The 22,522-nt window shown below is 73.7% G+C and carries 16 protein-coding genes; 5 read left to right on the top strand and 11 right to left on the bottom strand.

What is annotated here, in order from left to right:
• Positions 1 to 61 precede the first annotated feature (61 nt).
• The 5 genes from AB0F18_RS18385 to AB0F18_RS18365 form a co-directional block, all read right to left on the bottom strand.
• The gene (locus AB0F18_RS18385; protein WP_362061523.1) at positions 62 to 985 is read right to left on the bottom strand and encodes an oxidoreductase; all 924 of its coding nucleotides are present in this window, start codon (positions 983 to 985) and stop codon (positions 62 to 64) included.
• Between the two features lie 92 nt (positions 986 to 1,077).
• Positions 1,078 to 4,329, bottom strand: coding sequence for a TIM-barrel domain-containing protein (locus AB0F18_RS18380; RefSeq protein ID WP_362061521.1), 3,252 nt, complete (start codon positions 4,327 to 4,329; stop codon positions 1,078 to 1,080).
• Between the two features lie 256 nt (positions 4,330 to 4,585).
• Complete coding sequence (locus tag AB0F18_RS18375) at positions 4,586 to 5,539, bottom strand: transporter (RefSeq protein WP_362061518.1); 954 nt, start codon at positions 5,537 to 5,539, stop codon at positions 4,586 to 4,588.
• Positions 5,536 to 6,513, bottom strand: a complete 978-nt coding sequence (locus tag AB0F18_RS18370) for an ABC transporter ATP-binding protein (RefSeq protein WP_362061515.1) — start codon at positions 6,511 to 6,513, stop codon at positions 5,536 to 5,538. The genes AB0F18_RS18375 and AB0F18_RS18370 overlap by 4 nt, the downstream gene beginning before the upstream one ends.
• The gene (locus AB0F18_RS18365) at positions 6,510 to 6,929 is read right to left on the bottom strand and encodes a GntR family transcriptional regulator (RefSeq protein WP_362061512.1); all 420 of its coding nucleotides are present in this window, start codon (positions 6,927 to 6,929) and stop codon (positions 6,510 to 6,512) included. The genes AB0F18_RS18370 and AB0F18_RS18365 overlap by 4 nt, the downstream gene beginning before the upstream one ends.
• A 226-nt stretch (positions 6,930 to 7,155) precedes the next feature.
• On the opposite strand from AB0F18_RS18365, the gene AB0F18_RS18360 reads away from it, so the two are divergent.
• Both AB0F18_RS18360 and AB0F18_RS18355 read left to right on the top strand, forming a co-directional pair.
• Positions 7,156 to 10,131: a serine hydrolase gene (locus tag AB0F18_RS18360; protein ID WP_362061509.1), complete on the top strand. Its 2,976-nt coding sequence runs from the start codon at positions 7,156 to 7,158 to the stop codon at positions 10,129 to 10,131.
• 236 nt (positions 10,132 to 10,367) lie between these two features.
• Positions 10,368 to 11,957, top strand: a complete 1,590-nt coding sequence (locus AB0F18_RS18355) for a phospholipase D-like domain-containing protein (RefSeq protein WP_362061506.1) — start codon at positions 10,368 to 10,370, stop codon at positions 11,955 to 11,957.
• 19 nt (positions 11,958 to 11,976) lie between these two features.
• On the opposite strand, the gene AB0F18_RS18350 is transcribed toward AB0F18_RS18355, so the two are convergent.
• The 6 genes from AB0F18_RS18350 to AB0F18_RS18325 all read right to left on the bottom strand — a co-directional run bounded on the left by AB0F18_RS18350 (position 11,977) and on the right by AB0F18_RS18325 (position 19,439).
• On the bottom strand, positions 11,977 to 12,366 hold the full coding sequence (locus AB0F18_RS18350) for a hypothetical protein (protein WP_362061503.1): 390 nt from the start codon (positions 12,364 to 12,366) through the stop codon (positions 11,977 to 11,979).
• A 324-nt stretch (positions 12,367 to 12,690) separates the two neighbouring features.
• Entirely contained in the window at positions 12,691 to 13,614 is a 924-nt protein-coding gene (locus AB0F18_RS18345; RefSeq protein WP_362061500.1) for a MurR/RpiR family transcriptional regulator, read from the bottom strand.
• Positions 13,615 to 13,744: 130 nt separating this feature from the next.
• Positions 13,745 to 14,545 (bottom strand): hypothetical protein, encoded by an 801-nt coding sequence (locus tag AB0F18_RS18340; RefSeq protein WP_362061497.1) that lies wholly within the window; start codon positions 14,543 to 14,545, stop codon positions 13,745 to 13,747.
• On the bottom strand, positions 14,545 to 15,810 hold the full coding sequence (locus AB0F18_RS18335; protein WP_362061494.1) for a VWA domain-containing protein: 1,266 nt from the start codon (positions 15,808 to 15,810) through the stop codon (positions 14,545 to 14,547). The genes AB0F18_RS18340 and AB0F18_RS18335 overlap by 1 nt, the downstream gene beginning before the upstream one ends.
• A gap of 111 nt (positions 15,811 to 15,921) precedes the next feature.
• Positions 15,922 to 17,118, bottom strand: a complete 1,197-nt coding sequence (locus AB0F18_RS18330) for a cytochrome P450 (RefSeq protein WP_362061491.1) — start codon at positions 17,116 to 17,118, stop codon at positions 15,922 to 15,924.
• A gap of 83 nt (positions 17,119 to 17,201) precedes the next feature.
• Positions 17,202 to 19,439 carry an ATP-binding domain-containing protein gene (locus AB0F18_RS18325; protein ID WP_362061562.1) on the bottom strand — a complete coding sequence of 746 codons (2,238 nt, stop codon included), beginning with the start codon at positions 19,437 to 19,439 and terminating at the stop codon, positions 17,202 to 17,204.
• Positions 19,440 to 19,727: 288 nt separating this feature from the next.
• Between AB0F18_RS18325 and AB0F18_RS18320 the strand changes: the two genes are divergently transcribed.
• The 3 genes from AB0F18_RS18320 (at position 19,728) to AB0F18_RS18310 (ending at position 22,513) form a co-directional block, all read left to right on the top strand.
• Complete coding sequence (locus AB0F18_RS18320; protein WP_362061488.1) at positions 19,728 to 20,267, top strand: hypothetical protein; 540 nt, start codon at positions 19,728 to 19,730, stop codon at positions 20,265 to 20,267.
• 29 nt (positions 20,268 to 20,296) lie between these two features.
• Complete coding sequence (locus AB0F18_RS18315; RefSeq protein ID WP_362061485.1) at positions 20,297 to 22,138, top strand: galactose oxidase-like domain-containing protein; 1,842 nt, start codon at positions 20,297 to 20,299, stop codon at positions 22,136 to 22,138.
• 162 nt (positions 22,139 to 22,300) lie between these two features.
• Positions 22,301 to 22,513 (top strand): acyl-CoA carboxylase epsilon subunit, encoded by a 213-nt coding sequence (locus AB0F18_RS18310; RefSeq protein ID WP_362061482.1) that lies wholly within the window; start codon positions 22,301 to 22,303, stop codon positions 22,511 to 22,513.
• Positions 22,514 to 22,522: the final 9 nt, after the last annotated feature.

Below are 22,522 nucleotides of genomic sequence, written 5' to 3'. Positions count from 1 at the left end.
CGATTGTGCCGGACGCGGGCGGGGAGGGCGGTCCTCCTCCCGGGAGCGGGCCCCGGGGGGTCTAGGTTCTGTCGGCCGCGAGGTGGTGGAGGGCGTCCAGGCGGGCGAGGTCGTCCTCGGTGAGGCGCAGCGCGCCGGCGGCCACGTTGGCGTCGAGGTGGGCGGGGTTGCCGGTGCCGGGGATGGCCAGCACGTGGGGTCCCCGGTGCAGGGTCCAGGCGAGGCGGACCTGAGCGGGGCTCGCCCCGTGGGCGCGGGCGACGGCCAGCAGTTCCTCGCTCTCGGCACCGCTCGCGCCCTGTTCGCGGCCGGTGGCGGCGATGGAGTAGAAGGGCACGAAGGCGATGCCCTGTTCGCCGCAGAAGCGGACGAACGCGTCCTGGTCGGGGCGCACGCCGATGCCGTACATGTTCTGCACGCAGACGACGGGCGCGATGGCCCGGGCCTGCGCGAGCTGCTCGGCGGTGACGTTGGAGACGCCGAGGTGGCGGATGAGGCCCGCGTCGCGGAGTTCGGCGAGGGCGCCGAAGCGGTGGGCGACGGAGTCGGTGCCGAGGACGCGCAGGTTCACCAGGTCGAGGTGGTCGCGGCCGAGCTGGCGCAGGTTCTGCTCGACCTGGCCGCGCAGCTCGCGCGCCGTACGGGCGTGGTCGGCCCACTCCCCCGAGGGGTCGCGGCGGGGGCCGACCTTGGTGGCGATGACCAGGTCCTCCGGGTAGGGGCCGCCGAGGGCGCTGTTGATCAGCTCGTTGGCGGAGCGCAGCGGGGAGAAGTAGAAGTCGGCGGTGTCGATGTGGTTGACACCGAGCTCGACGGCCCGGCGCAGCACGGCCACGGCCCGGGCGCGGTCGCTGGGCACGGCGCCGGCCTCGAGGGCCGGGCCGTCCTGGGGGACGCGCATCGCGCCGAAGCCGATGCGGTTGACCTCCATGTCTCCGAGGGTCCAGGTGCCGGAGGCGGCTGCGGTGATCGTTTCTGTGGTCATCCGGAGATGATCTCCCGCCCGACGGGCTCCGCACCAGGGCATTTTGGGCGGGAGATCACGCTCCGGGCCGGCCGGCGTGTGAGGCGCGGGGGTCAGGGGGTGAAGGTCCAGCGTTGGGTGGGGGCGGTCGTGCACGGGGCGCGGGTGAGGGTCGTGCCGTTGGCGGTGCCGCCCCCGGCCGGGGTGAGGCACTGGCCGGACGTGCGGAGGGTGCCGTCGGCGGCGCGCTGCCAGGTCTGGGCGGGGGTGGTGGCGCAGGGCTGGACGGTGATGCCCGCCGGGCCGGCGGCGTCCAGGCAGACACCGTTCAGGCCGGTGAGGTGGCCGTCGCTCCGGAGGGTCCAGCGCTGGTTGGGGCCGCCGTGGCAGGTGTACAGGGTGGGCGCGGTGCCCGGGGCGGTGGCGCTGTGCGGAAGGTCGAGGCAGGTCGACGAGGCCGCGTTGACGAGGGTGGTGTCGGCGGGGAGGGGGGTGGCGCGGCCTGTGAGGGTGATCTCCGCGGCGCTGGTCCAGGGGCCGCGGCCGCCGGCCTCGGTCAGGGCTCGTAGGCGCAGGTAGCGGCCCGTGCGGGGCGCCAGGGTGACGGACTTGGCGGCGGCGGTGTCGGCGAAGGTGCCGGTGGCGGCCGGGGTGCCCCAGTCGGCGGTGGTGTCGGAGACGTAGACCTCGTAGTTCCCGATCCGGCCGTTGACGCCGCCGTCCTGGCGCGGCAGGTAGCCGAGGCCGTCGACGGTGTAGCGGGCGCCGAGGTCGATCTGTATCTCGTGCGGCAGGGCGGCCGGCTTGTTGGAGGACCAGGCGGTGTGCCAGATGGTGGCGGGGTTGCCGTCGAAGGCGTTGACGGCGGCCCCGTTCTCGGCCGCCGTCTCCTGGCTGTCGGCCCAGAGGAGGGTCCAGGCCGAGGAGGGGATGGGGGACGAGGTGGCCGGGACCGGGTCGGCCGTGGGAACGGCCGTGCCGGTGGCGGTGACGGTGAAGGCGGCCGTCTTCGTACCGGTCTTGACCCAGAGGACGCCGCCCCGGTCGGCCGGGTCGAAGAACCAGCCGGTGGCGGCGGAGTCGTAGGCGGCCTTGCTCGCGAGGCGGGTCAGCGCCGTGCCGTCCAGGGTGAGGGCGGTGGGGGCGCCGGCCACGTGGAGGGTCAGCTCGTAGCCGCGCGCGGCCTGCTGTCCGGCGTAGCTGCCGGTGGGGGCTCCGACGGAGACGGTGACCGTCCCGGAGCCGCTCGCCGGTGCGGTGACGTCGACGTGCTGGCGGGCGTAGGCGCCGGAGGCGTAGGCGCGGGTGCGGCCGTCGTCCTCGTACAGGTCGAAGGAGGAGGCGCCGCGCGGGTGGATGTCGTAGGTCAGGGTGGAGAGGGGCTTCTCGCCGCTGTAGTTCATCTGCGGCCACATGGGGACGACGGCGCCGCCCTTGACGAAGAGGGGGAGGGTGTCGAGGGGGGCCTGGTAGCCGTTCAGCCAGCCGGGGCCGGCGTACGTCCTGCCCGTCCAGTAGTCCGTCCAGGTCCCGGCGGGCAGGTAGATGCCGTCGCGGACGGAGGTGTCGGAGACGACGGGTGCGACGAGGAAGGAGTCCCCGGCCATGAACTGGCCGCTGGTGAGGTTGCCGCGGGCCACCGGGTCGTCCGGGTACTCCAGGACCATGGCGCGGGTGCTGGGGACGCCGGTGTCGTGGGCGACGCGGCTCATCGTGTACAGGTAGGGCATCAGCCGCATCTTGAGCTGGAGGTACTTGCGGTTGATGGAGAGGTACGGTTCCGCGAACCGCCAGGGCTGCTTGTCCTGGTAGCCGGCCGACGGGTTGGTCGCTCCCCAGCCCGACATGGTCATGAAGGCGGGGGTGAAGGCCTTCCACTGGAGGTCGCGGGCGTACGTCTTGGGGCTGCCGCCGAAGATGCCGTCGACGTCGCCGGAGGCGTAGTTGAGGCCGGACAGGCCGGCGCCGGCGATGGCGGGGACGTGCCAGCGCATGTCGTCCCAGGTGCCGTAGGTGTCGCCGGTCCAGACGACGGCGTTGCGCTGGGTGCCGGCCCAGCCGTCGACGGTCCAGACGTAGCGGCGGGCGTCGGAGTTCTTCTCGATGCCGTCGACCGCCTGCTGGACGCCCTGGAAGGCGGACTTGTAGCCGCCGCCGATCCAGGCCACGTCGGTCTTGACCCCGCGGGTGCCCGCCGTGCCCACCTCGTCGGCGATGGAGCCGAGGCCGGTGGAGGTCCACAGGCCGGTCTGGAAGCCCTTGGCCTTCAGGGCGTCGACGGTGGACTTGAGGGGCGCGGTGTAGCCGCAGCCGTAGCCGTCGTTGGGCAGGAACCAGCCCGAGGGCATGTCGGCGGCGCGGGCGTCGGCGGCATAGCCGGCCACGTCGGGGGTGGTCTGGTGGCGGAGGCGGTCGTGGTCGCCCTGGTAGGCGGGGTTGGAGGCGTTGAAGCAGTCGGCGTTGCCGAGTTCGAGGCCCCACAGCGGTGCCATGAAGGGTTTGCCGCTGACGTCGGTGTAGGCGTCGAGGACGGATTTGAGGGAGCCGCCGGTGAAGTACCAGGCGTCGAACCGGTTCTCGTCGTGGGTGAGGGTGGTGGGGGCGTTGAAGGCGTACGACCCCGGGGCCCAGGTGTTGCGCATGACGCCGTAGTCGTTCGTGGACATGTAGAAGGGGGCGGGGCTGGCGTTGTCGTTCTCGCGCCACTTGTTGTCGACGGCGACGGGGACGGTCTTGTCGCGCAGGGCCCATTCGCCGAGGCGCAGGCCGGTGCCGTAGAACTGCTCGTCGGCGCCCCGGGCGAGGGTCTGGGTGGTCTTGCCGCCGCCCCACTTGGTGGGCTGGGTCTCCTGCCAGACGGGGGTGGAGTCGTCGGCCCGGTAGACGGAGAACATCAGGGGCGACTTGTTGACGTGGATGGAGAGGGAGCCGGTGGTGATCCGGTAGTACGTGCCGGCGTCGGCGTAACTCGCGGCCACGGGGCCGAAGTCGGTGGTGGGGGCGAGGTCGGAGCCGGCCGGGTCGTCGGTGAAGGAGCCGTCCGGGGACAGCCAGAGGCGGAAGATGTCGGCGCGGGCGACCGTCACCCGGGCCTTGGCGCCGCTGGTGGTGTTCACGGTGAAGGTGCCGCCCGACTGGGACAGGGCGGTGACCGAGCCGGCGGTGGAGGCCGGCGCCGCCGGGGCGGTGGCCGCGCGGGCCGTGGCCGGTCCGGCGGCCGCGAGGCCGGCGACGGTGAGGACGCCGGCGAGCAGGGCCGCGAGACGGCTGCGGGTCCGGGGGTGTGGGGGGAGGTCGTGCCGGGCGCGGGGGTGGTCGTGCCTCGTGGTCTGTCTCGTCGTGCTCGGCGGACGCGTCTGACTCATCGGGCAGCTCCTCGTGCGGTCCGGGTTGCGGACAACCGATGTGGCATGCACCCGGAAAGATAGCGACCCCGGCGGAGTTCTTGAAGGAACTTGCTCGAAGTAGTCCTGTAGCGCGCAGTTTTGAGCAGCCTGGGTGTGCGGTGGGCGTCCTGGCCGGGAAGCGACGTCGGCGGCCTCCCGGCCAGGGCCCCCGGCGCCGTCAGCCGGGGTGCTGGTCCGTTCGTACGGTGCCTGCGGCGCGCGGTCCGTGCGGAGGTCAGGCGGTACGGCGGCGCAGGACGAGCAGGGTCAGGGCCACGAGTGCGGCCGCGGCCCCGAGGTAGAGGGCGGTGTCGATCCACTGGAAGGTCCAGAAGTCGCCGCTGGGATAGACCTTGTGGTAGCGGGCGACGAACCCGTGTTCCGCCATGCACCGGCGGAGTTCCTCGCCGGAGTTCTGGCAGACGGTATCGATGGAGTGCTCGCGGCCGTCGGGCGTGAGGTATCCGAACTGCCCCGTGGACCAGGCGCTGCCGACCGCCCGCTTGGGGGTCATGCCGGGGGTGATCCTCGTGTCCGGGTCGATCCAGCTCGTGCGGAAGTACCGCGTGAGCATCAGGGCCGTGCCGACCGCCGCGAGCGCCGCGCCCATCGCGGGGAGGACCCGCGGCACCAGCAGGCCCGCCAGCGTTCCGGCGGCGAGGCCGAACAGGGCGCAGGCCACGGGGGCGGGGCCGGTGGCGTTGTAGACGGGGGCGTCGTGCCAGTACAGGCCGTCGAGGGTGTTGGCGACGGGCAGCCACCACCAGGCGACGAGGGCGGCGACGACGGCCGAGGCGAGTACGGCGCAGAGCGCGGCGAGGCCGAAGCGGGCCGCGAACCAGCGGCGGGGGCCGACGCCCTGGGTGAGGGCCAGCTTGAAGGTGCCGGTCTCCAGTTCGCGGCCGATGAGCGGGGCTCCCCAGAACACGCCGATGACGACGGGCAGGAGGAGGCCGGCGGTGCCGAGGACGCGGATCGCGGTGGTGTTCCCTTCCAGGATCTGGAAGGTGGCGAGGCTCTCGCAGCCGCCGTCCCAGCCGGGGCAGGGGGTCCAGCCGTACTGGTCGATCAGCCTCGTCATCTCGGAGCGCCGGTACGCCACCCAGCCCGCGCAGGCCGCCAGCAGGGCGGCGGCGGTGAGGATCAGCAGCCGCTGCTGGCGCCAGGCCAGCCAGAGCACGCCCTTCACGCGGCGGCCTCCTTCCCGGGGGCGGGGGCTGGGGCGTCGGACTTCGGGGCGCGGAGATGTGCGAGCAACAGGGTTTCCAGGGAGGGGGTTTCGGCGATCCAGCGGTCGTCGGCGGCGGGGCCGGCCGGGGCCGCGGGGTCGTTGCGGACGAGGACGGAGACCTGCCGGCCGCCGACGGCGGCGTGCACGACGGTTCCGCGGTCGAACTCGCGGGGCAGGCCGTCGCGTTCCAGGGGGTCGGCGCGGCCGGTGAGCCGGGTGTGCGCCTCGCACAGTTCCTGGACGTCGCCGGCCAGGCGGACGACTCCGCCCTGGAGGAGGAGGACGTGGTCGCAGACGTCCTCCAGTTCGGCGAGCACGTGCGAGGACATCACGATGCCGGTACCGCGCTCGGCGGCCTCGGCCATCAGCAGGCCCATGACCTCGTGGCGGGCGAGCGGGTCGAGGTCGGCGAGCGGCTCGTCGAGGAGGAGCAGGTCGGCGCGCTTGCCGAGGACGAGGGCCAGGGCGACCCGGGTCCGGCTGCCGCCGGAGAGGGAGCCGATGCGCGCGTCGAAGGGGATGTCCCCGGCGCGTACGAGGTGTTCGGCGGCCGCACGGTCCCACTGGCGGGGGTTCAGCTCCGCGCCGAGGCGGAGGGTTTCGGCGACGGTGAAGCGGGCGTGCAGGGGCTTCTCCTGGGCCAGGAAGGCGGTGCGGCGGCGGGCCTCGGCGGTGCCGGGGGCGTGGCCGAGGACCCGTATCTCCCCGGCGGTGGGGCGCAGCAGGCCGGCCGCGAGCTGGAGCAGGGTGCTCTTGCCGGCGCCGTTGGGGCCGACCAGTGCGGTGACGCGGCCGGCGGGCAGTTCGATGTCGCAGTCCCGCAGGGCCGGCCCGCCCGGGAACTCCCGTCCGAGCCGGGCCGCGCTCAGGGCCGGGGCGCGGTCCGGCGCCCGTCCCGGTATGTGGTCCGGCGCATGGTGCGGATCGCTCACGCCGTGTCCTCTCTCGACGGTCCGGGCCGGGGCCCGGAGGGGTTGAAGCTTTCGTCCACGACGGCCGCGATGAGCGCCGTGACGTCCTCGCGGCCGAGGCCCGCGTCGCGGGCCTGGGTCATCCATGCGGCGAGGGCGGTGCGCAGCGGCGAGTCCGCCGCCGTCTGGGGGTTGGAGAGCGAGCGCCGCACGAACGTGCCCGCGCCGGGGCGGGGTTCGACGAGGCCCTCGCGCTCCAGTTCCCGGTAGGCCTTGAGGACGGTGTTGGGGTTGATCGCGGTGGCCGCGACCACCTCACGGGCCGTCGGCAGCCGGTCGCCGGGCTCCAGTACGCCCAGGCGCAGGGCCTGTTTGACCTGGTTGACGAGTTGCAGATAGGTGGCGACGCCGCTGCGCCGGTCCACGCGGAACTCCATGTTCCCCTTCCTGCACTATTCCACTAACGTGTTAGTGGAATAGTGCAGAGTGAGATGAGTGATCGTCAAACCGGGGGTGGCGGAGTATGACCGAACGGTCACAGCGCACCGAGGAGGGAACGCGCGGGGCCGGGTGGCCATCTAGGTGATCAAGCGGGCCGGATGCGGCCGCGCGGACGTGACGGCGAGACCGGCGGAGCCGGGTGCGAAGAGCAAGGTGGCGCGGATGAAGGCGGAAACGGTGGCTGGCGGCGGAACCGGTGCCCTGGCCGGGCGGGAACGGGCCGACGCGGAGGCGGAGTCGAGTCCCGGCACCGCCACCGAGAACCAGCCGACCCCGGCCGACACCCCGAGGGCGACGCCCCCGGCCCGGGACCCCTCGACCACGGCCCGCCCGACCCCCGGCGCCGGCGCGAACACCCCCGCGGGCGAGCGCACCCTGCCGGCGGAGGCCGACGCGGAAGCCTCGGACGAAGCCGACCCCGCTGCCGCGCACACCACCGCAGCCGGCCACACCCCTCCGGACGGGGAACCCCGCACCCCCCGGACCGACACCCCCGACGCGGAAACCCCGGACGAGCCCGAGCCCACGGATGCGGACGCTGCCGCAGGGGACACCCTGCCGGCCGGGGAACCCCGCGCCGTGGAGGCCGACGCCGAAGTCGCGGATGAGACAGTGGACGCGGAAGCCACCGCAGGGGGGCACACCTCTGCGTACGAGGAGCCCCGCACCCCGCAGACCGGCACCTCTGACGCGGATGCCCCGGGCAAGCCCGAACCCGCAGACGCCGGTTCCGCCACAGCCGGACACACCCCCACGGACGACGGGCCCCGAAGCGCGCAAACCGAAACCTCCGACGCAGAAGCCGCGGACGCGGACGTCACCGCAGGCGGGCACACCCCCGCCGAGGAGGAATCCCGCGCCTCGCAGGCCGACGCCCCCAGCAGGGAAGGCACGGGCGCGCCCCAACCCACGGACGCGGACGCCGACCCGGCCGGGCGCATCCCCACGGACGGGGAGCCCCAAGTCCCGCAGGCCGACAGCCCCGACGAGGAAACCCCGGGCGGGCGCGGGCCCGTAGAGGCTGGTGCCGCCGGCGCGGAGGGCACGGACGAGTCCGGGCAGGACGAGGCGAATGCCGCCGCAAAGGTGCGGGCTGACGACCGGCAGGCCTCGCACGCGTCCGAAGGCGCGTCGGAGGCCGAGGAACCGGAGGATGGCGAAGCCCGCGCCGCGCAGGACGGTGCGCCGAAGACCGGGGCCGCGCCCCGGACGGCCGCCCCGGACAAGGCCGCTCCGGACAAGGCCGCTCCGGACGACGCCACCCCGGACGAAGCCGCCCCGACCAAGGCCGCCCCAGACGACGCCACCCCGGACAAGCCCGCTCCCGCGCCGTCCCCGTCGTGGGCGAAGCGGGGTCAGGAGCCGGAGGACGGCGACGCCGTGGCGGGGCCCAAGGGTGCCGCCGTTTCGCAGTCGCCTGGCCCGGGGGCGCGCTCCGACGGTGGGGAGCGGGGCGGGCGGGAAGAGGCCGGCGACGGCCGGGAAGCCGCGGTCCGGCGTCCCTCGTGGGCGGAGGGCGAACAGGTCGGCATACCCGCGGCCGGGGACGAGCCCGAGGGAGCCGACGGCCGTCAGGCGGCCGCGGAGTCCCCGGACGAGGCCCCGGCCGAAGCCGACGCACCTGAGGCGGCCGAGCCCGCCGGCTCCCGGAAGGGACCGGGCGCTCGCGCGGCAGCGCAGCCGCACGACCCCGAGCGCACCAGCGAGTTCGTCGCGCTCAAGGACCTCGACGCGGCCGGGCCCAAGGCCACGCCGAAGCCCACGCCGAAGCCGAAGCCGGAGGCCGCACCGGCAGCTGCCCCCGAGCCGGCGGTCCTCGAACCCACCCGCGAGACCCCCCGCCCGCCCCTGGAACTGCTCGCCGAGCTGACCAACACCGCTGCCCCGCCGGAGACCCCGCGCCGCACCCTCGTGCGCCGCGTCAAGGTGTGGACCCCGATCGTGCTGCTGCTCGGCGCCGCCGTCGCGGGGGCCCAGATGCTGCGCCCCCTCCCCGCCCCGCAGCTCGTCGCCGCCCAGGACTCGGTCACCTTGGACGGCACGACCACCCTCCCCTGGCCGGCCAAGGGACAGGCGGCCGTCCGTATCCCGGGCTCCGGCGACATCGGCACCTTCGGCGAGCAGAAGCCGGTACCGACGGCCAGCGTGGCGAAGGTGATGACGGCGTACGTCATCCTCAAGAACCACCCGCTGCGCGCGGCCGAGCAGGGTCCCCGGATCGAGATCGACGCGCAGGCGGCCGCCGAGAGCACGGCCGAACACGAGTCGCGGATCCAGAACCTGACGGCCGGGAAGAAGTTCAGCGAGCTGGACCTGCTCAAGATGATGATGCTCCCGTCCGCCAACAACATCGCCCGCCTGCTGGCCCGTTGGGACGGCGGTAACGAGGCGGCCTTCGTCGCGAAGATGAACGCCGCCGCGCAGGAACTCGGGATGCGGGACACCACGTACACGGACCCGAGCGGCCTGAACTCCAGCACCGTCAGCACCGCGGTCGACCAGCTCAAGCTCGCGGAGGCGGCGATGCGGGACGAAACGTTCCGCGCGATCGTGAAACTGCCCGTCGACAGGATCGAGGGGCTGTCCGATCCGATCAGGAACAGCAATTCCCTGCTCACGGTCAAGGGCCTGGGCAACCAGGGCATCAAGACGGGGTCCAGCACCCCCGCCGGCGGCACCCTGGTGTGGGCCGCGGAGAAGCAGGTCGGCGGTGAGACCCCGCTGATCCTCGGCGCGCTGATGGACCAGCACGCTCCCCCGCCGGACAAGGACGCCCTCGACAGCCTCGACCTGGTGCTGAACAACAGCGGCAAGGTCATCGAGGCGGTCCGCAAGGCGGTCGCAGCCACCCCCGTGATCCACAAGGGGCAGACGGTCGGCTACGTCTCCGACGGGTTCGGCGGCCGGACCCCGCTCGTCGCGACCAAGGACCTCTCGGTGATCGGCGTACCGGGCCAGCGGCTGCGGCTGGCCCTCGGCACGACCCCCGGGAAGTCCGTACCGCACGAGGCCGCGGCGGGCACCGAGGTGGGCGTGCTGACGGTGGGCGACGGGGCCGGCGCCAAGACCGTCCCGGTGGCGGTCGGCACCCGGCTCGGCGCGCCGTCGTTCGGCGCCCGGGTGACCCGTACCTCCTGACGGGCCGCCCGCCCCGAAGGCGCCCCACCGGCGGGATCCGGCCACCCGGGTCCCGCCGGGTGGCCGGAGACCGCCCGACGGAACGTCAGCGGTGGCCCCGGCCGGTGGCCGGAAGCCGACCAGTCCGGATGAACGGAACCTTACGGGCTGGTAACTTGCGCGAGTTGATCAAGGTCGGCACGTGGCTCCCCGCGGGGCCCGCCGGCCCGAGCCACCCCCCTTCCCAAGGAACCACATTGGCACGCACCGTCCGCACGACGGCCCTCTCGCTCGCGCTCTCCTTCGCCCTGCTCCCCGCCGCCCCGGCCTTCGCCGACGCCCCCACCCCGCACCTCGACGCCGTCGAGCAGGCCGTGCGCCAGGCCTCCCCCGGGCTTGAGGGCTCGGTCTGGGAGCGCACCTCGGGCAACCGCCTCGGCGCCTCCGCCCCCGGCGGGTCCGACTGGCTGCTCCAGACGCCCGGCTGCTGGGGCGACCCCTCTTGCACGGACCGCCCCGGTTCGCGCCGGCTGCTCGACAAGATGCGCGAGGACATCTCGAAGGCGAAGCAGAGCGTGGACATATCCACGCTGGCACCGTTCCCCAACGGGGCCTTCCAGGACGCGATCGTGGCCGGCCTGAAGGAGTCCGTGCGGCAGGGCAACCGCCTCCAGGTGCGCGTCCTGGTCGGCGCCGCGCCCGTCTACCACGCCAACGTGATCCCGTCCTCCTACCGTGACGAGCTGATCGCCAAGCTGGGCCCGGCGGCCGCGAACGTGACGCTCAACGTGGCGTCGATGACGACCTCGAAGACCGGCTTCTCCTGGAACCACTCGAAGCTGGTGGTGGTCGACGGCGGCACGGTGATCACCGGCGGCATCAACAGCTGGAAGGACGACTACCTCGACACCGCGCACCCGGTGAACGACGTCGACCTGGCGCTGTCCGGCCCGGCGGCGGGCTCGGCCGGCCGCTACCTCGACACCCTGTGGGACTGGACCTGCCGCAACAAGAGCAGCTGGTCCAGCGTCTGGTTCGCCGCCTCCAACGACGCGGGCTGCATGCCCACCCTCCCCCGGCCCGCCGCTCCGGCCGGCGGCGGCGGGGACGTCCCGGCCCTGGCGGTCGGCGGCCTCGGCGTGGGCATCCGCCAGAACGATCCCGCTTCGGCGTTCAGCCCCGTCCTGCCGACGGCTTCCGACACCAAGTGCGGTGTCGGAGTGCACGACTACACCAACGCCGACCGGGACTACGACACGGTCAACCCGGAGGAGAGCGCCCTGCGCGCGCTGGTCGCCAGCGCGAGCAGCCACATCGAGATCTCGCAGCAGGACGTCCACGCGACCTGCCCGCCGCTGCCCCGCTACGACGTCCGCCTCTACGACACCCTCGCCGCGAAGCTGGCGGCCGGGGTCAAGGTGCGCATCGTCGTCAGCGACCCGGCCAACCGCGGCACGGTCGGCAGCGGCGGCTACTCGCAGATCAAGTCGCTGGACGAGGTGAGCAACGCGCTGCGCGGGCGGCTGACGGCGCTGACCGGTGACGAGCGCAGGTCGAAGGCCGCGATGTGCCAGAACCTCCAGCTGGCGACCTTCCGCGCCTCGGACAAGGCGACGTGGGCGGACGGCAAGCCGTACGCCCAGCACCACAAGCTGGTCTCGGTGGACGACGCGGCCTTCTACGTCGGCTCGAAGAACCTGTACCCGTCCTGGCTCCAGGACTTCGGCTACGTCGTCGAGAGCCCGGCCGCCGCGCGCCAGGTGGCGGACTCGCTGCTGGCCCCGCAGTGGAAGTACTCGCAGGTGACCGCGACGTACGACTACACGCGCGGACTCTGCCAGGCCTGACGGCGTGGGACTCCCCGGGTCAGCGCCTGCGCTGGCCCGGGGTGGCCGCGAGCAGCAGCGCCTCCGAGACCAGGCGTGCGCCCCGGGAGAGCCGGCCGAGCTGCTCCAGCTCGATGGCGTACATCCTGATGGTGTTCTCGATGACCGACTCGGCGACGCCCATGGTCGGCAGCTCGGCCCGGCTGGTGTGCAGGGCCACGCGGACCGCGCGCATCTCGTGCTGGAGCTGGAGCTGTACGTGCCGGGCGAGCAGGGCGTGGTGACGGGTCAGCGTCAGGTAGCTGCCGTAGCGGGCCGGGAGGAGGTCCCGCAGCCAGCGCGTGGCGGTGCGTTCCCAGTCGTGCGTGCCGGGGGCCTTGACCTGCAGGGGCCAGTCCGGGCTGCGCGTGAGGGTGGCCGTCTGGGGCATTCTCGTCACTTCCGAGGGGTGTGGAACTCTGATCGAGAGACTGCTGAGGGGGGCGGCCTCGGCCCAGGGGTTGACCGAGGCCGCCAGGAGCGCTCCTCCGGGGGATCCGTAGGCCCTGACCCGACACCCGGTCCCGCCGTGAGGAGGATCGGCGTACTGGGTGTCCGTTCGAGGTGGACGCGGGGAACGTCCGCCTTGGCGTCTGAGGGATCCGGAGCGCCACGCCAGTAAACATATATACCGTCGAGTAATCAAGGGTATGAAAAATTTCATGCACCCGCTGGCTGTGAATATCTCCGGTGCGCACAGTGCGCGAATACACCCCTAGAGGAAGAAACCGTGCTGGTCAGCGGCCTGCTCGTACTGTTCGAGCCGGGCCTGGGTGCGCTCGGGGTCGGCGTCGGCCATCGCCTGGAGCAGGGCCGCGGAGAGCATCCCGGGGGCCGCGTAGGAGTCGAAGACCAGCCGTGATCCGGTTCCGGCGGTCAGCACCACGTCGGCCTCCTCCACCAGCGGGCCCACGGTGGGATCGGTGATCAGCACCACGCGCAGCCCGGTGCTGCGGGCCGCCCGCAGCGCGGCCAGGGTCTCGTTGGCGTGCCGGGGCATCGCGAAGGCCAGCACCCAGCTGCCGCCCGCCGCCCGCGACTGGAGCAGGGCGTCGTAGGCCACGCTTCCGCCCCGGGTCACCAGGCGCACGTCGGGGTGGATGCGGCGGGCCGCGTACGCGAAGTACTCGGCGAGGGAGACGGAGATCCGCAGGCCCAGCACGGTCAGCGGGACGGAGCGGGCCAGCTCGCGGCCGATGCCGAGCACCTGGTTGGTGTCGGCGAGGAGGCGGCGGACGTTCTCCAGGTTCTCGATCTCGGCGTCGACGGCGGCCTGGAGCTCGTTGTGGCGGATCTGCTCCCGGGTGTCGGGGGTTCCGCCGGCGACCGCGCTCAGCGCTATCGGCTGGAGCATCTCGCGCAGGGCCGGATAGCCGCTGAACCCGAGGGAGGCGGCGAACCGGGTCACGGAGGGCTGGCTCACCCCGACCCGCTCCGCGAGTTCGGTGATGGACAGGAACGCGGCCTCGGTGAGGTGGTCGATCAGGTACTGGGCGATCCGCCGCTGGCCCGGGGAGAGCCGGTGGCCGTCGAAGAGCGCGAGGAGCCGGTCCGCCGGCGGTTTCTCCTGCTCCTGCGGCGGGCTCTGGCTGGGCGTGATCGCGGCCGCCTGCGCGCGTGCCTGCTGCCCGGATGACACCGGCGGCCTCCTTCTCACGTCACTCTCCCTCCAACATAGCCCACGCTCCGTGGCCGGATGATCGTCCGGCACGGTACGCGGCACCGCCCGGGTGCGCCGCACCGGTACCCGGTACCGGTGCGGCGCCGGTTCAGCCCTGCGGCCGGGGCGGGCGGCCCGAACCCCTGGTCAGGGAGTACCCGTAGAGGCCGGCGAGGGCCCCGAGCACCCCGCCCGCGGCGGTCCACAGCCAGCGGTCGGACCACCAGCCGCCCGACCAGCCGCCCTCCGGTGCGCGCGCCTCGCGCTGCTGCTCCGAGGCGCCCTCGATGCCGGGCACCAGCGGCTGCCCCAGGACCGCGTCCACGGCCCCGGCCCCGCCCGTCTCCTTCACGTCGGCCTCGACCTGCGCCTTCACGGGCAGGCCGTGGTCGTCCTCGGGCACGCCGACGACCGTCAGGCGGACGTAGTAGCTGCCCGGCAGCGGGTCGTTCGACCAGGTCTCCGCCCCGGAGCGGACCGTGCGCAGGGTGCAGGAGAGCTCCACGCCGGCGGTCTCCTTGGCCGCCGCCACGTGCTGGTTGCCGTACGTGCAGGGCTGCCTGCGGCGCAGGCCGTCGTACACGTCGAGCTGCCAGGTCTGCGCGCCGTGCCGGGCGGCGGACTCCGGGAGGGTCACCGTCGCCCGTACGGTGAGCCGCTGGCCGGTGTCGGCGGGCACCGCCCAGTAGAGGTAGTCGCCGGTGGACGCCGAGGCGGTGGCCTTCTGGCCGGGCCGGAAGAGGGCCGCGGTACGGAAGCCCGTGCCGGCCTCGGTGGGCGCGGCGCCGTCCTTGCCGGTGCCCTTGCCCGCGCTGGGGACCGGGCTCGGGGCCGCGACGGCGGCGGCCGCCGGGGCGAGCAGGGCGGTACCGGCGAGCAGGGCGGCGGTCAGGGTGCGTACGGTACGCATCAGTTGGTCCTCCAGACGGAGATGCGCCAGCGCGAGATCCAGCCCCAGACCAGACCCGCCAGCAGGCCGGTCAGCACCAGCAGGCCGATCAGCCACCAGCCGCGGCCGAGGCCGAAGGAGGCCACGTCGGAGCCGTCGTCGGGGCCGTCGACGAGGTCGATGGTCAGCTCGACGGGCATACCGGGTGCGGTCTTGACGGCCGGTCCGGCGGAGAAGGAGTTGCTGACCTGGAGGCAGATGGTCTCGGGCTTGTCGGCCTCGTCGCCGTCCGCTTCGGCCTTCGGGTAGCGCAGGCCGGTGGAGATCACGTCGGTGCGGCCGTCGCCCGCCTCCGCGCCGCGGACGATCTCCCGCCCGTGGGCGGTGGTCGCGCGCATCAGGATCCCGTAGTCGTTGTTGACGGCCCGGTCGGCGCCGATGCTCACCGAGGCGCGCAGCTCCTGGCCGGGGCGGACGTCGACCTTGTACCAGCGGTGCTCGCCGAAGGTCTCGCGGTCGCTGTAGAGGCCGGCCTTGAGTGCCGGGGCGGCCTCGCAGCTCTTGGCGCCCTCGGTGGCCACCGGGGTGGCGACGGGGTCGGCGGCCCGGTCGACGAGCTGTCTGACCCTGCCGGAGAGTTCGGCGGTGTGGGCCACGGAGGTGTAGGTGCCTCCGGTGGCCTCGGCGATGCAGGTCAGCTGGGCGCGGGTCTTGGCGTCGGGGACGAGTCCGAGGGTGTCCACGACGAGGTGGATGCCCTTGGCGGCGATGTCGCGGGCCACTTCGCAGGGGTCGAGCGGGGCGCAGGTGTCCTCGCCGTCGGTGATGAGCACGATCCTGCGGGTGGCGTTGCCCCCGTCCAGGTCCTGGGCGGCGGCCTGGAGGGCCGGGCCGATGGGGGTCCAGCCGGTGGGGGCGAGGGTGGCGACGGCGGTCTTGGCCTCGGTGCGGTTGACCGTGCCGACGGGGTAGAGCTGCTTGGTGTCCTTGCAGCCGAGCGCCCTGTCCTCGCCGGGATAGGTGGCGCCCAGGGTCCGTATGCCCAGGCGGACTTCGTCGGGTACCGCGTCCAGGACCTCGTTGAAGGCCTGCTTGGCCGCGGCCATGCGGGACTGTCCGTCGATGTCGTTGGCGCGCATGGAGCCGCTGACGTCGAGCACGAGCTCGACCTTGGGCGGCTCCTTCGCCGGCCCGTCGGCAGCGGCGGCGGTCTGCGGGAAGAGCCCCGCGGTCAAGGCGACGAACAGGCCGAAGGCCCCGGCCGCCAGCCGTTTTCTTGTGATCATCGCCGGATCGTATTGAGGATCCGGCGGGCAGTCCAAACCGTGTTCGGTGACCGGTGACCGCCCCGCCGGTGACCGGTGCGGCCGGGGCGGGGCGGGTTGCGGACGGAGGGGCTACCAGCGCACCGGCAGGCGGCTCACCCCGTGCATCAGGGCTCCCGGGAGCCACTCCAGCGGGCCGCCGGCCGGGTCCTCTTCCAGCTCCGGGAAGCGTTCCAGCAGGCCGCGGACGGCGATGCGGCCTTCCATCCGGGCGAGCGGGGCGCCGATGCAGAAGTGCAGGCCGTGCCCGAAGGCGAGGTGGCCGCCCGACGGGCGGCGGATGTCGAACACGTCGGGCTCGGGGAAGCGTCCGGGGTCGCGGTCGGCGCCGGCCAGCGAGACCAGTACGGCCTGGCCCGCCGGAATGACCACCCCGCCGAACTCCACGTCCTCGGCGGTGTAGCGGTAGGTGGAGTTCTGCACGGGGCCGTCGTAGCGGAGCATCTCCTCCACGGCCCCGCCCAGCAGGCCGTCGTAGTCGGCGCGCAGGTCGGCGAGTTGGGCCGGGTGCGCGAGCAGGGCCCGTACGCCGTTGGAGATGAGGTTGACGGTGGTCTCGTGCCCGGCGACCAGCAGCAGGAAGGCCATGCCGATCAGCTCGTCGGGGGAGAGCGAGTCGCCGTCCTCGTCGCGGGTGCGGATGAGGGCGCTGAGCAGGTCCTCGCCCGGGGTCTCGGCCTTGGCCGCGACGAGTTCCGCGAGGTAGGTGCTGAGCTGCTGCTGGGCGGTGTTGTCCAGGGCGCCCGGCTTGGGGGCGACGACGTCGTTGGACCACTGCCGGAAGCGCTCGCGGTCGAGGTCGGGGACGCCGAGGAGTTCGCAGATGACCGTCATCGGCAGCGGGAAGGCCAGGTCCCGGATGAGGTCGGCCGTCCGCTCGGGGCGGGCGGCCATCGCGTCCAGCAGTTCGTCGGTGATCTGCTGGACGCGCGGCCGCATCGCCTCCACCCGGCGGGCGGTGAACTCCCGGGCGACCAGGCGGCGCAGCCGGGTGTGGTGGGGCGGGTCGGATTCGAGCATGTTCGCGTTGGCGGCGGTGGGCTCGATCTCCGGGAACAGGTCGGTGGCGCGCCAGTCCTTCCGCAGCCCCGGGTGGGTCAGGGCCGCGCGGGCCTCGTCGTAGCCGACGACGAGCCAGTACGGCTCGGACAGGCGGGTGTTCGGGTCGATGATCCGGTGCACCGGCCCCGCCGCGCGCAGCTCCGCGAAGAAGGAGTGGGGGTCGGCGTCGAAGTCCGGGCTGAGGTGGACGATGTCGGATACAGGCATCTCGCCACAGTACGACGGCGAACTCCCGCGGGGCCCAGGCGAATCCGGCCACTCACCCGCCGGGAGTGGCCGGTCCGCGACGGTCAGCCCGCGAGGCCCGTGAGGCCGGCCGGGAGGCGGCCGGTGTGGAGGACGCCCAGGTGCTGGGTGGCACGGGTGAGGGCGACGTAGAGGTCGCTCGGCGGGAAAGCGGCCGGCTCGGCCACGATCACCGTGTCGAATTCCAGCCCCTTGGCCTGGCGCGGGTCCAGGAGGACGACGGGGCGGGTGAGGTCGGGCTCCTCCCCCGCCCGTACGCCGGGCAGGGCGGCGGCCAGCTCGGGGTGCAGGGGGCGCGGGGCGATCACCGCGAGCCGTCCTTCGGCGGGGGCGGTGTCGCGGACGGCCTCCGCGACGGCCTCCGCGAGGCCGGCGGTCTCCCGCACCCAGGGGCGCGCACCGGTGGAGCGCACCGAGCGGGGCGGCTCGAAGCCGGGGCGGTGGGAGCGCAGCACGGCGGCGGCGACCTCCATGATCTCGGCGGGAGTACGGTAGTTGACGCCGAGCCGGACCCGTTCCCAGCGGTCGCCCACGTAGGGGTCGAGGATCCGCTTCCAGGAGCCGCAGCCCGCCTCGTCGCCGGTCTGCGCGGGGTCGCCGACGAGGGTCATGGAGCGGGTGGGGCAGCGGCGCATCAGCAGCCGCCAGGCCATCTCGGACAGTTCCTGCGCCTCGTCGACGATGACGTGCCCGAAGGCCCAGGTCCGGTCGGCGGCGGCGCGTTCGGCGGTGGTGCGGTGGTCGGCCTCCTCGTGCCGCTCGGCCATCCGCTCGGCGTCGATGACGTCGTGGGCGGCGAGGTACTCCTTGTCCATGTCCTCGAACTCGTAGGACTCCGAGCCCAGGGAGAGGTCGAGGACGCCCTGGGCGTAGGCGACGCGCTCCAGCCGGTCGCGTTCGGCGGCGGCCCGCTCGGCGCTGTCGTCCACGCCGAGGAGTTCGGCGGCCTCGTCGAGCAGCGGGACGTCGGCGGGCGTCCAGGCGTCCGTGTCGCCGGCTGGTCGCCGGATCAGCTCCGCGTCCTGCTCGGAGAGGTGGGTGGGGTCGGCGAGGAACTCGGAGACCAGCTGCCGGGGGGTCAGGTGCGGCCAGAGGACGTCGATGGCGGCGTGCACGGCGGGGCTGGTGGCGATCTCCTTGCCGAGCTGGGCGACGTCGTCGGGGCCGAGCAGGTTGGGGCCGCCGTAGGGGTCGGCGCCGAGCCGGTCGGCGAGCTGCTCGGTGAGGGCGTCGATGACGGAGAACGCGAAGTAGGGGCGGGCCAGGTTGTGGGGCAGACCGGTGCTGCGGGCCCGGTCGCGGGCGGCGTGGGCCATGGTCCGGTCCAGCAGGAGGGTGCCGTAGTCGTCGTGGTCGATGTCCAGGGCGGGCTCGGGGACGACGTCGTTGTCCTCGCCGCTGTCGGCGGGCACCCCCTCGGGCAGGGTCTGCCGGTCGGCCACGGCCTTGGCCAGCACCTCGGCCATGGCGGCACGGCCCTTGACCTCGGCGGCGCCGGGGCGGTCGGTCCCGGTGGCGCGCAGGCCCGGGAACAGGTCGCCGGGCGCGGCCAGGAGCACCCCGGTCTCGCCGAGGGAGGGCAGGACCTCGCCGATGTAGCCGAGGAACGCGGGGTTGGGGCCGACGATCAGCACGCCGCGCTTGCCGAGCAGCTCGCGCTGGGCGTAGAGGAGGTAGGCGGCGCGGTGCAGGGCGACGGCGGTCTTGCCGGTGCCGGGGCCGCCCTCGACGACCAGGACGCCCTGGTGGGGCGAGCGGATGACGCGGTCCTGCTCGGCCTGGATGGTCTGGACGATGTCGTGCATGCGGCCGGTGCGGGCGGCGTCGAGGGCGGCGAGCAGCACGGCGTCCGCGTCGGCGCCCTCGTAGCCGGTGCGTTCGGTGTCGGCGAGGTCGAGGATCTCGTCGTGCAGGGCGGTGACCTCGCGGCCCCGGGTGGTGATGTGGCGCCGGCGGCGCAGGCCCATGGGGACGTGCCCGGTGGCGAGGTAGAAGGGGCGGGCGACGTCGGCGCGCCAGTCGAGGACGAGCGGGGTGCGTTCCGCGTCGTCCTGTCTGATTCCGATGCGGCCGATGTGGTGGTCACGGCCGTCGGAGAACTCCAGGCGGCCGAAACACAGCCCGTGTTCGGCGGCGTTCAGAGCGGAAAGCAGACCGGACTGCTCGGCGACCATCACATCGCGTTCCAGCCGCGCTTGGAATCCGTTGCCGTTCTCGGCCAGGGCGCCCTTGACGGCGCGTTCGGCCTTGTCCCGCAGGGCTTCGAGGCGCGCGTAGAGCATGTCGATGAATTGCTGCTCGCTCTGGAATTCCTTGTTTGACAATTTCGCTCCCTGCGCGATACGATGTCCCTGCAACGCTTCGTCACGCCCTCTTTCGAGTCTGGGCGTGAATCACCGAATATACGCAGACGCAGGCCTCGGACGTCAATTCGTCCGGGGCTTTTTCGTATTCACCCGACCCTCCCCCGTACGGGGGAGGCGGCGCGCCCGGGCTCCTGCCGGGGGCGGTCCGGCGGGCCGTTCCGCAGGGCGACGCCGGGGCGGGGGCCGCCCGGCAGGCTGGTGGGCATGACCACACCCGACTCCGGCCGGGGCGTTCCGGCCGCACCGCGCTGGGCCGTACGCGCCGCTCACGTCACCGCCCTGCTGACCCTGCCCTCCGGGATCTGGCGGCTGTTCCTCGCCGCCGGGTTCCTGGCCGGCTACACCGAGGCCGGGTACGCGGCGGCCGGGATACCCGGCTGGGGCCGGGTGTACGTGGTGCTGCTGAGTGCGGCGAGCGAGCTGCTGGCGCTGCTGACCCTGGGGCTGGTCCGGCCCTGGGGAGAGGTGCTCCCGCGGTGGGTGCCGCTGGTGGGCGGGCGGCGGCCGGCGCCGCGCCGGGTGGTGGCCGCCGCCGGGGCCTGCGCCGTGGCCCTGACGCTGATCTGGACGCCGTTCACCCTGTGGTGGCTGCTGCCCCACGGGGACATGACGGCCCGGGGCGCCGTCCTCGTCGGCTTCGTCTACCTTCCGCTGGCCGCCTGGGGTCCGCTGCTGGGGGCCGTCACCCTCTCGTACCGCCGCCGGCACCCGTACGCGTCAGGGGGTACGCGTCATATGGGGTGATATGCACCTGATCTTTTAGCATGGCGCACATGTCCCGAAGAGCACACCGGTCCGCCGTCACGTCCGCCGTCCTGTCGGCCGCGCTGGCGGCGGCCCTGGCCGCGAACGCCTTCCTCTGCGCACCCGCGGCCCGGGCCCACGCACACGACCCCGACCAGGGACACGAGGCCGCCGACAGCGAGGCGGCCTTCATCGGCGCCGACCACGCCCGGGCCCACGCCGAGCGGCGCGGCGCCGCCGCGAGCGCCGCCGAATACCCGCAGGCGACCCGCACCGCGAGCCTGGCCGCGCTGACGAAGTCCCAGGCGGCGGCCAACAAGGGCTCCGTCCCCGCCCGGGACGGACGGTTCGCGGAGTTCTTCCCCTCCCCCGACTTCGGCGTCCACCTCGCCCAGCTCCCCACCGGCAAGGTGCTGCTCTTCTCCTTCGAACGGGTCGAGACCGACCCCACCAAGGAGACCGGCCCCACCGACCGCATCGGCCGGGCCAACGCGGGCCGTGCCTTCCTGTGGGACCCGGCCAAGGGCACCGGGGCGCGGGCCTTCAAGGAGGTCCGGCCGCCGACCGTGCTGATGCCGGACGGGACGTACGTCCCGCGCCCCGCCCCGTTCTTCTGCGCCGGGCACGCCTTCCTGCCCAACGGGATGCTGGCGGTGTTCGGCGGCAACGCCGGCGGCAAGGGCGGCAGCGGGGCGAAGCTCTCCTTCGTGTTCGACCCGTGGACCGAGACCTGGTTCCGCAACCGGGACATGTCCGTGGGCCGCTGGTACCCCTCGGCGGTCACCGGGGCCGACGGCCGCCAGATCATCGTGTCCGGCCAGTCCGAGCACGGTACGGGCACCCCCACGCCCGTGGTGGAGCGCTTCCCGGCGAAGGGCCTGCCGGTGCCCTGGCGGACGTACGACATCCCGGCGGGCATGGCCGTGGAGCGGTTCCGGGCGGACGCGCCCTTCCGCAACGACTACCCGCACCTGTTCTCGCTGCGCGACGGCATGGTCTACGGGCTGGGCCGTGACGCCGACCAGCAGTGGCGGTTCGACCCCGTCAAGGAGACCCGGACCGATCTGCCCCGGCGCCCGGCGGACTTCCGCGGCTACGGGTCGGCCGTACCGCTCCCGGCGGGCCTGCGCGGCCCGGACTCGGTCCTGGTCCTGGGCGGCGACCCGCACGACCCGAACACCTACCGGCTGGCCGGCGGGCGGTGGACCACCGAGGAACCCCGGGCCTTCGGCCGTACCCAGGACGACACCCTGATCCTGCCGGACGCCACCCTGCTCACCGTCAACGGCGCCCTGAGCACCCGCGACTACGGCCACGGCCCCTTCAACCCGCAGGCCGACCTCAAGTACCGCCGCACGGAGCTGCGCGACGCCCGCGGCCACTGGCGGCTCGGCCCGGCCCAGCGGCTGCCGCGCGGCTACCACTCCAACGCCCTGGTGATGCCGGACGGCCGGGTGATGGTGACCGGCGACGAACTCCAGCAGATCGCCAACGACCCAGACATCCGGGACGCGATGGACGGCAGCATCGAGGTCTACGAACCCGCATACCTGCACCAGGGCGGTACCCGTCCCGCCCTGGACCGGGTGCCCGGGGGCGAACTCGCCCACGACGCGGTCTTCGAGGTCCGCAGCCGGACCGCAGCCGCCGTCCGGCGGGCCGTGTTGCTGGCGCCGACGACGGTCACCCACGCGGTGAACACCAGCCAGCGGCACCTGGAGCTCGCCGTCACCGCGGTACGGGGCGACGTGCTCACCCTGCGCACCCCGCCGAGCGCGGCGGACGCCCCGCCCGGGTACTACATGCTCTTCCTGCTGGACGGGCGCGGGGTGCCCAGCACCGCCGAATGGGTGAAGCTCGGCCACCGTTAGCGTGCCGGGCGGTTTGCCGGACGTGTCGCCCGGACGGCTGTGGACAACCGCCTTCCGGCGCGACACGCCCACGGACGGCCCCGTAGCGTCGTCAGCACCGGGCCCGACGGCCCGGCGGCCCGGTCGGGCGAGGGGGAGACCTCCTGCTGAGAGGCCGTGACGATGGAAAGCCAAGACGCGATATCCAGCCTGCTCCGGGTCCACCGGGGCACCGCCTGCCCCGAGGAGCTGGCCGCGGTCGCCGTGGTGGTCGCCTGCCTCGCGGGCCGGACCGGCCGGCCCCCGGCCTCCCCGGGACGCACCGCGGCGCACCGGCGCCAGCATCCGAGGCCCGGTGGCCACGGATGCTGGGCGGGGTGCTGGGCCTGCCGTTGAGCCGGACGC

The organism is Streptomyces sp. NPDC029216, assembly GCF_040648015.1.
In the GTDB taxonomy this organism is placed as follows: Bacteria; Actinomycetota; Actinomycetes; order Streptomycetales; family Streptomycetaceae; genus Streptomyces.
Note: the sequence above shows the minus strand (reverse complement) of the source record. Positions and strands in the feature narration are given on the sequence as shown.

Bases quoted from the DNA above. Each gene is read 5' to 3' on its own strand.
- AB0F18_RS18385 (WP_362061523.1), bottom strand. From the start codon at position 985: ATGACCACAGAAACGATCACCGCAGCCGCCTCCGGCACCTGGACCCTC.
- AB0F18_RS18380 (WP_362061521.1), bottom strand. From the start codon at position 4,329: ATGAGTCAGACGCGTCCGCCGAGCACGACGAGACAGACCACGAGGCAC.
- AB0F18_RS18365 (WP_362061512.1), bottom strand. From the start codon at position 6,929: ATGGAGTTCCGCGTGGACCGGCGCAGCGGCGTCGCCACCTATCTGCAA.
- AB0F18_RS18360 (WP_362061509.1), top strand. From the start codon at position 7,156: ATGAAGGCGGAAACGGTGGCTGGCGGCGGAACCGGTGCCCTGGCCGGG.
- AB0F18_RS18350 (WP_362061503.1), bottom strand. From the start codon at position 12,366: ATGCCCCAGACGGCCACCCTCACGCGCAGCCCGGACTGGCCCCTGCAG.
- AB0F18_RS18340 (WP_362061497.1), bottom strand. From the start codon at position 14,545: ATGCGTACCGTACGCACCCTGACCGCCGCCCTGCTCGCCGGTACCGCC.
- AB0F18_RS18335 (WP_362061494.1), bottom strand. From the start codon at position 15,810: ATGATCACAAGAAAACGGCTGGCGGCCGGGGCCTTCGGCCTGTTCGTC.
- AB0F18_RS18330 (WP_362061491.1), bottom strand. From the start codon at position 17,118: ATGCCTGTATCCGACATCGTCCACCTCAGCCCGGACTTCGACGCCGAC.
- AB0F18_RS18325 (WP_362061562.1), bottom strand. From the start codon at position 19,439: ATGCTCTACGCGCGCCTCGAAGCCCTGCGGGACAAGGCCGAACGCGCC.
- AB0F18_RS18320 (WP_362061488.1), top strand. From the start codon at position 19,728: ATGACCACACCCGACTCCGGCCGGGGCGTTCCGGCCGCACCGCGCTGG.
- AB0F18_RS18315 (WP_362061485.1), top strand. From the start codon at position 20,297: ATGTCCCGAAGAGCACACCGGTCCGCCGTCACGTCCGCCGTCCTGTCG.
- AB0F18_RS18310 (WP_362061482.1), top strand. From the start codon at position 22,301: ATGGAAAGCCAAGACGCGATATCCAGCCTGCTCCGGGTCCACCGGGGC.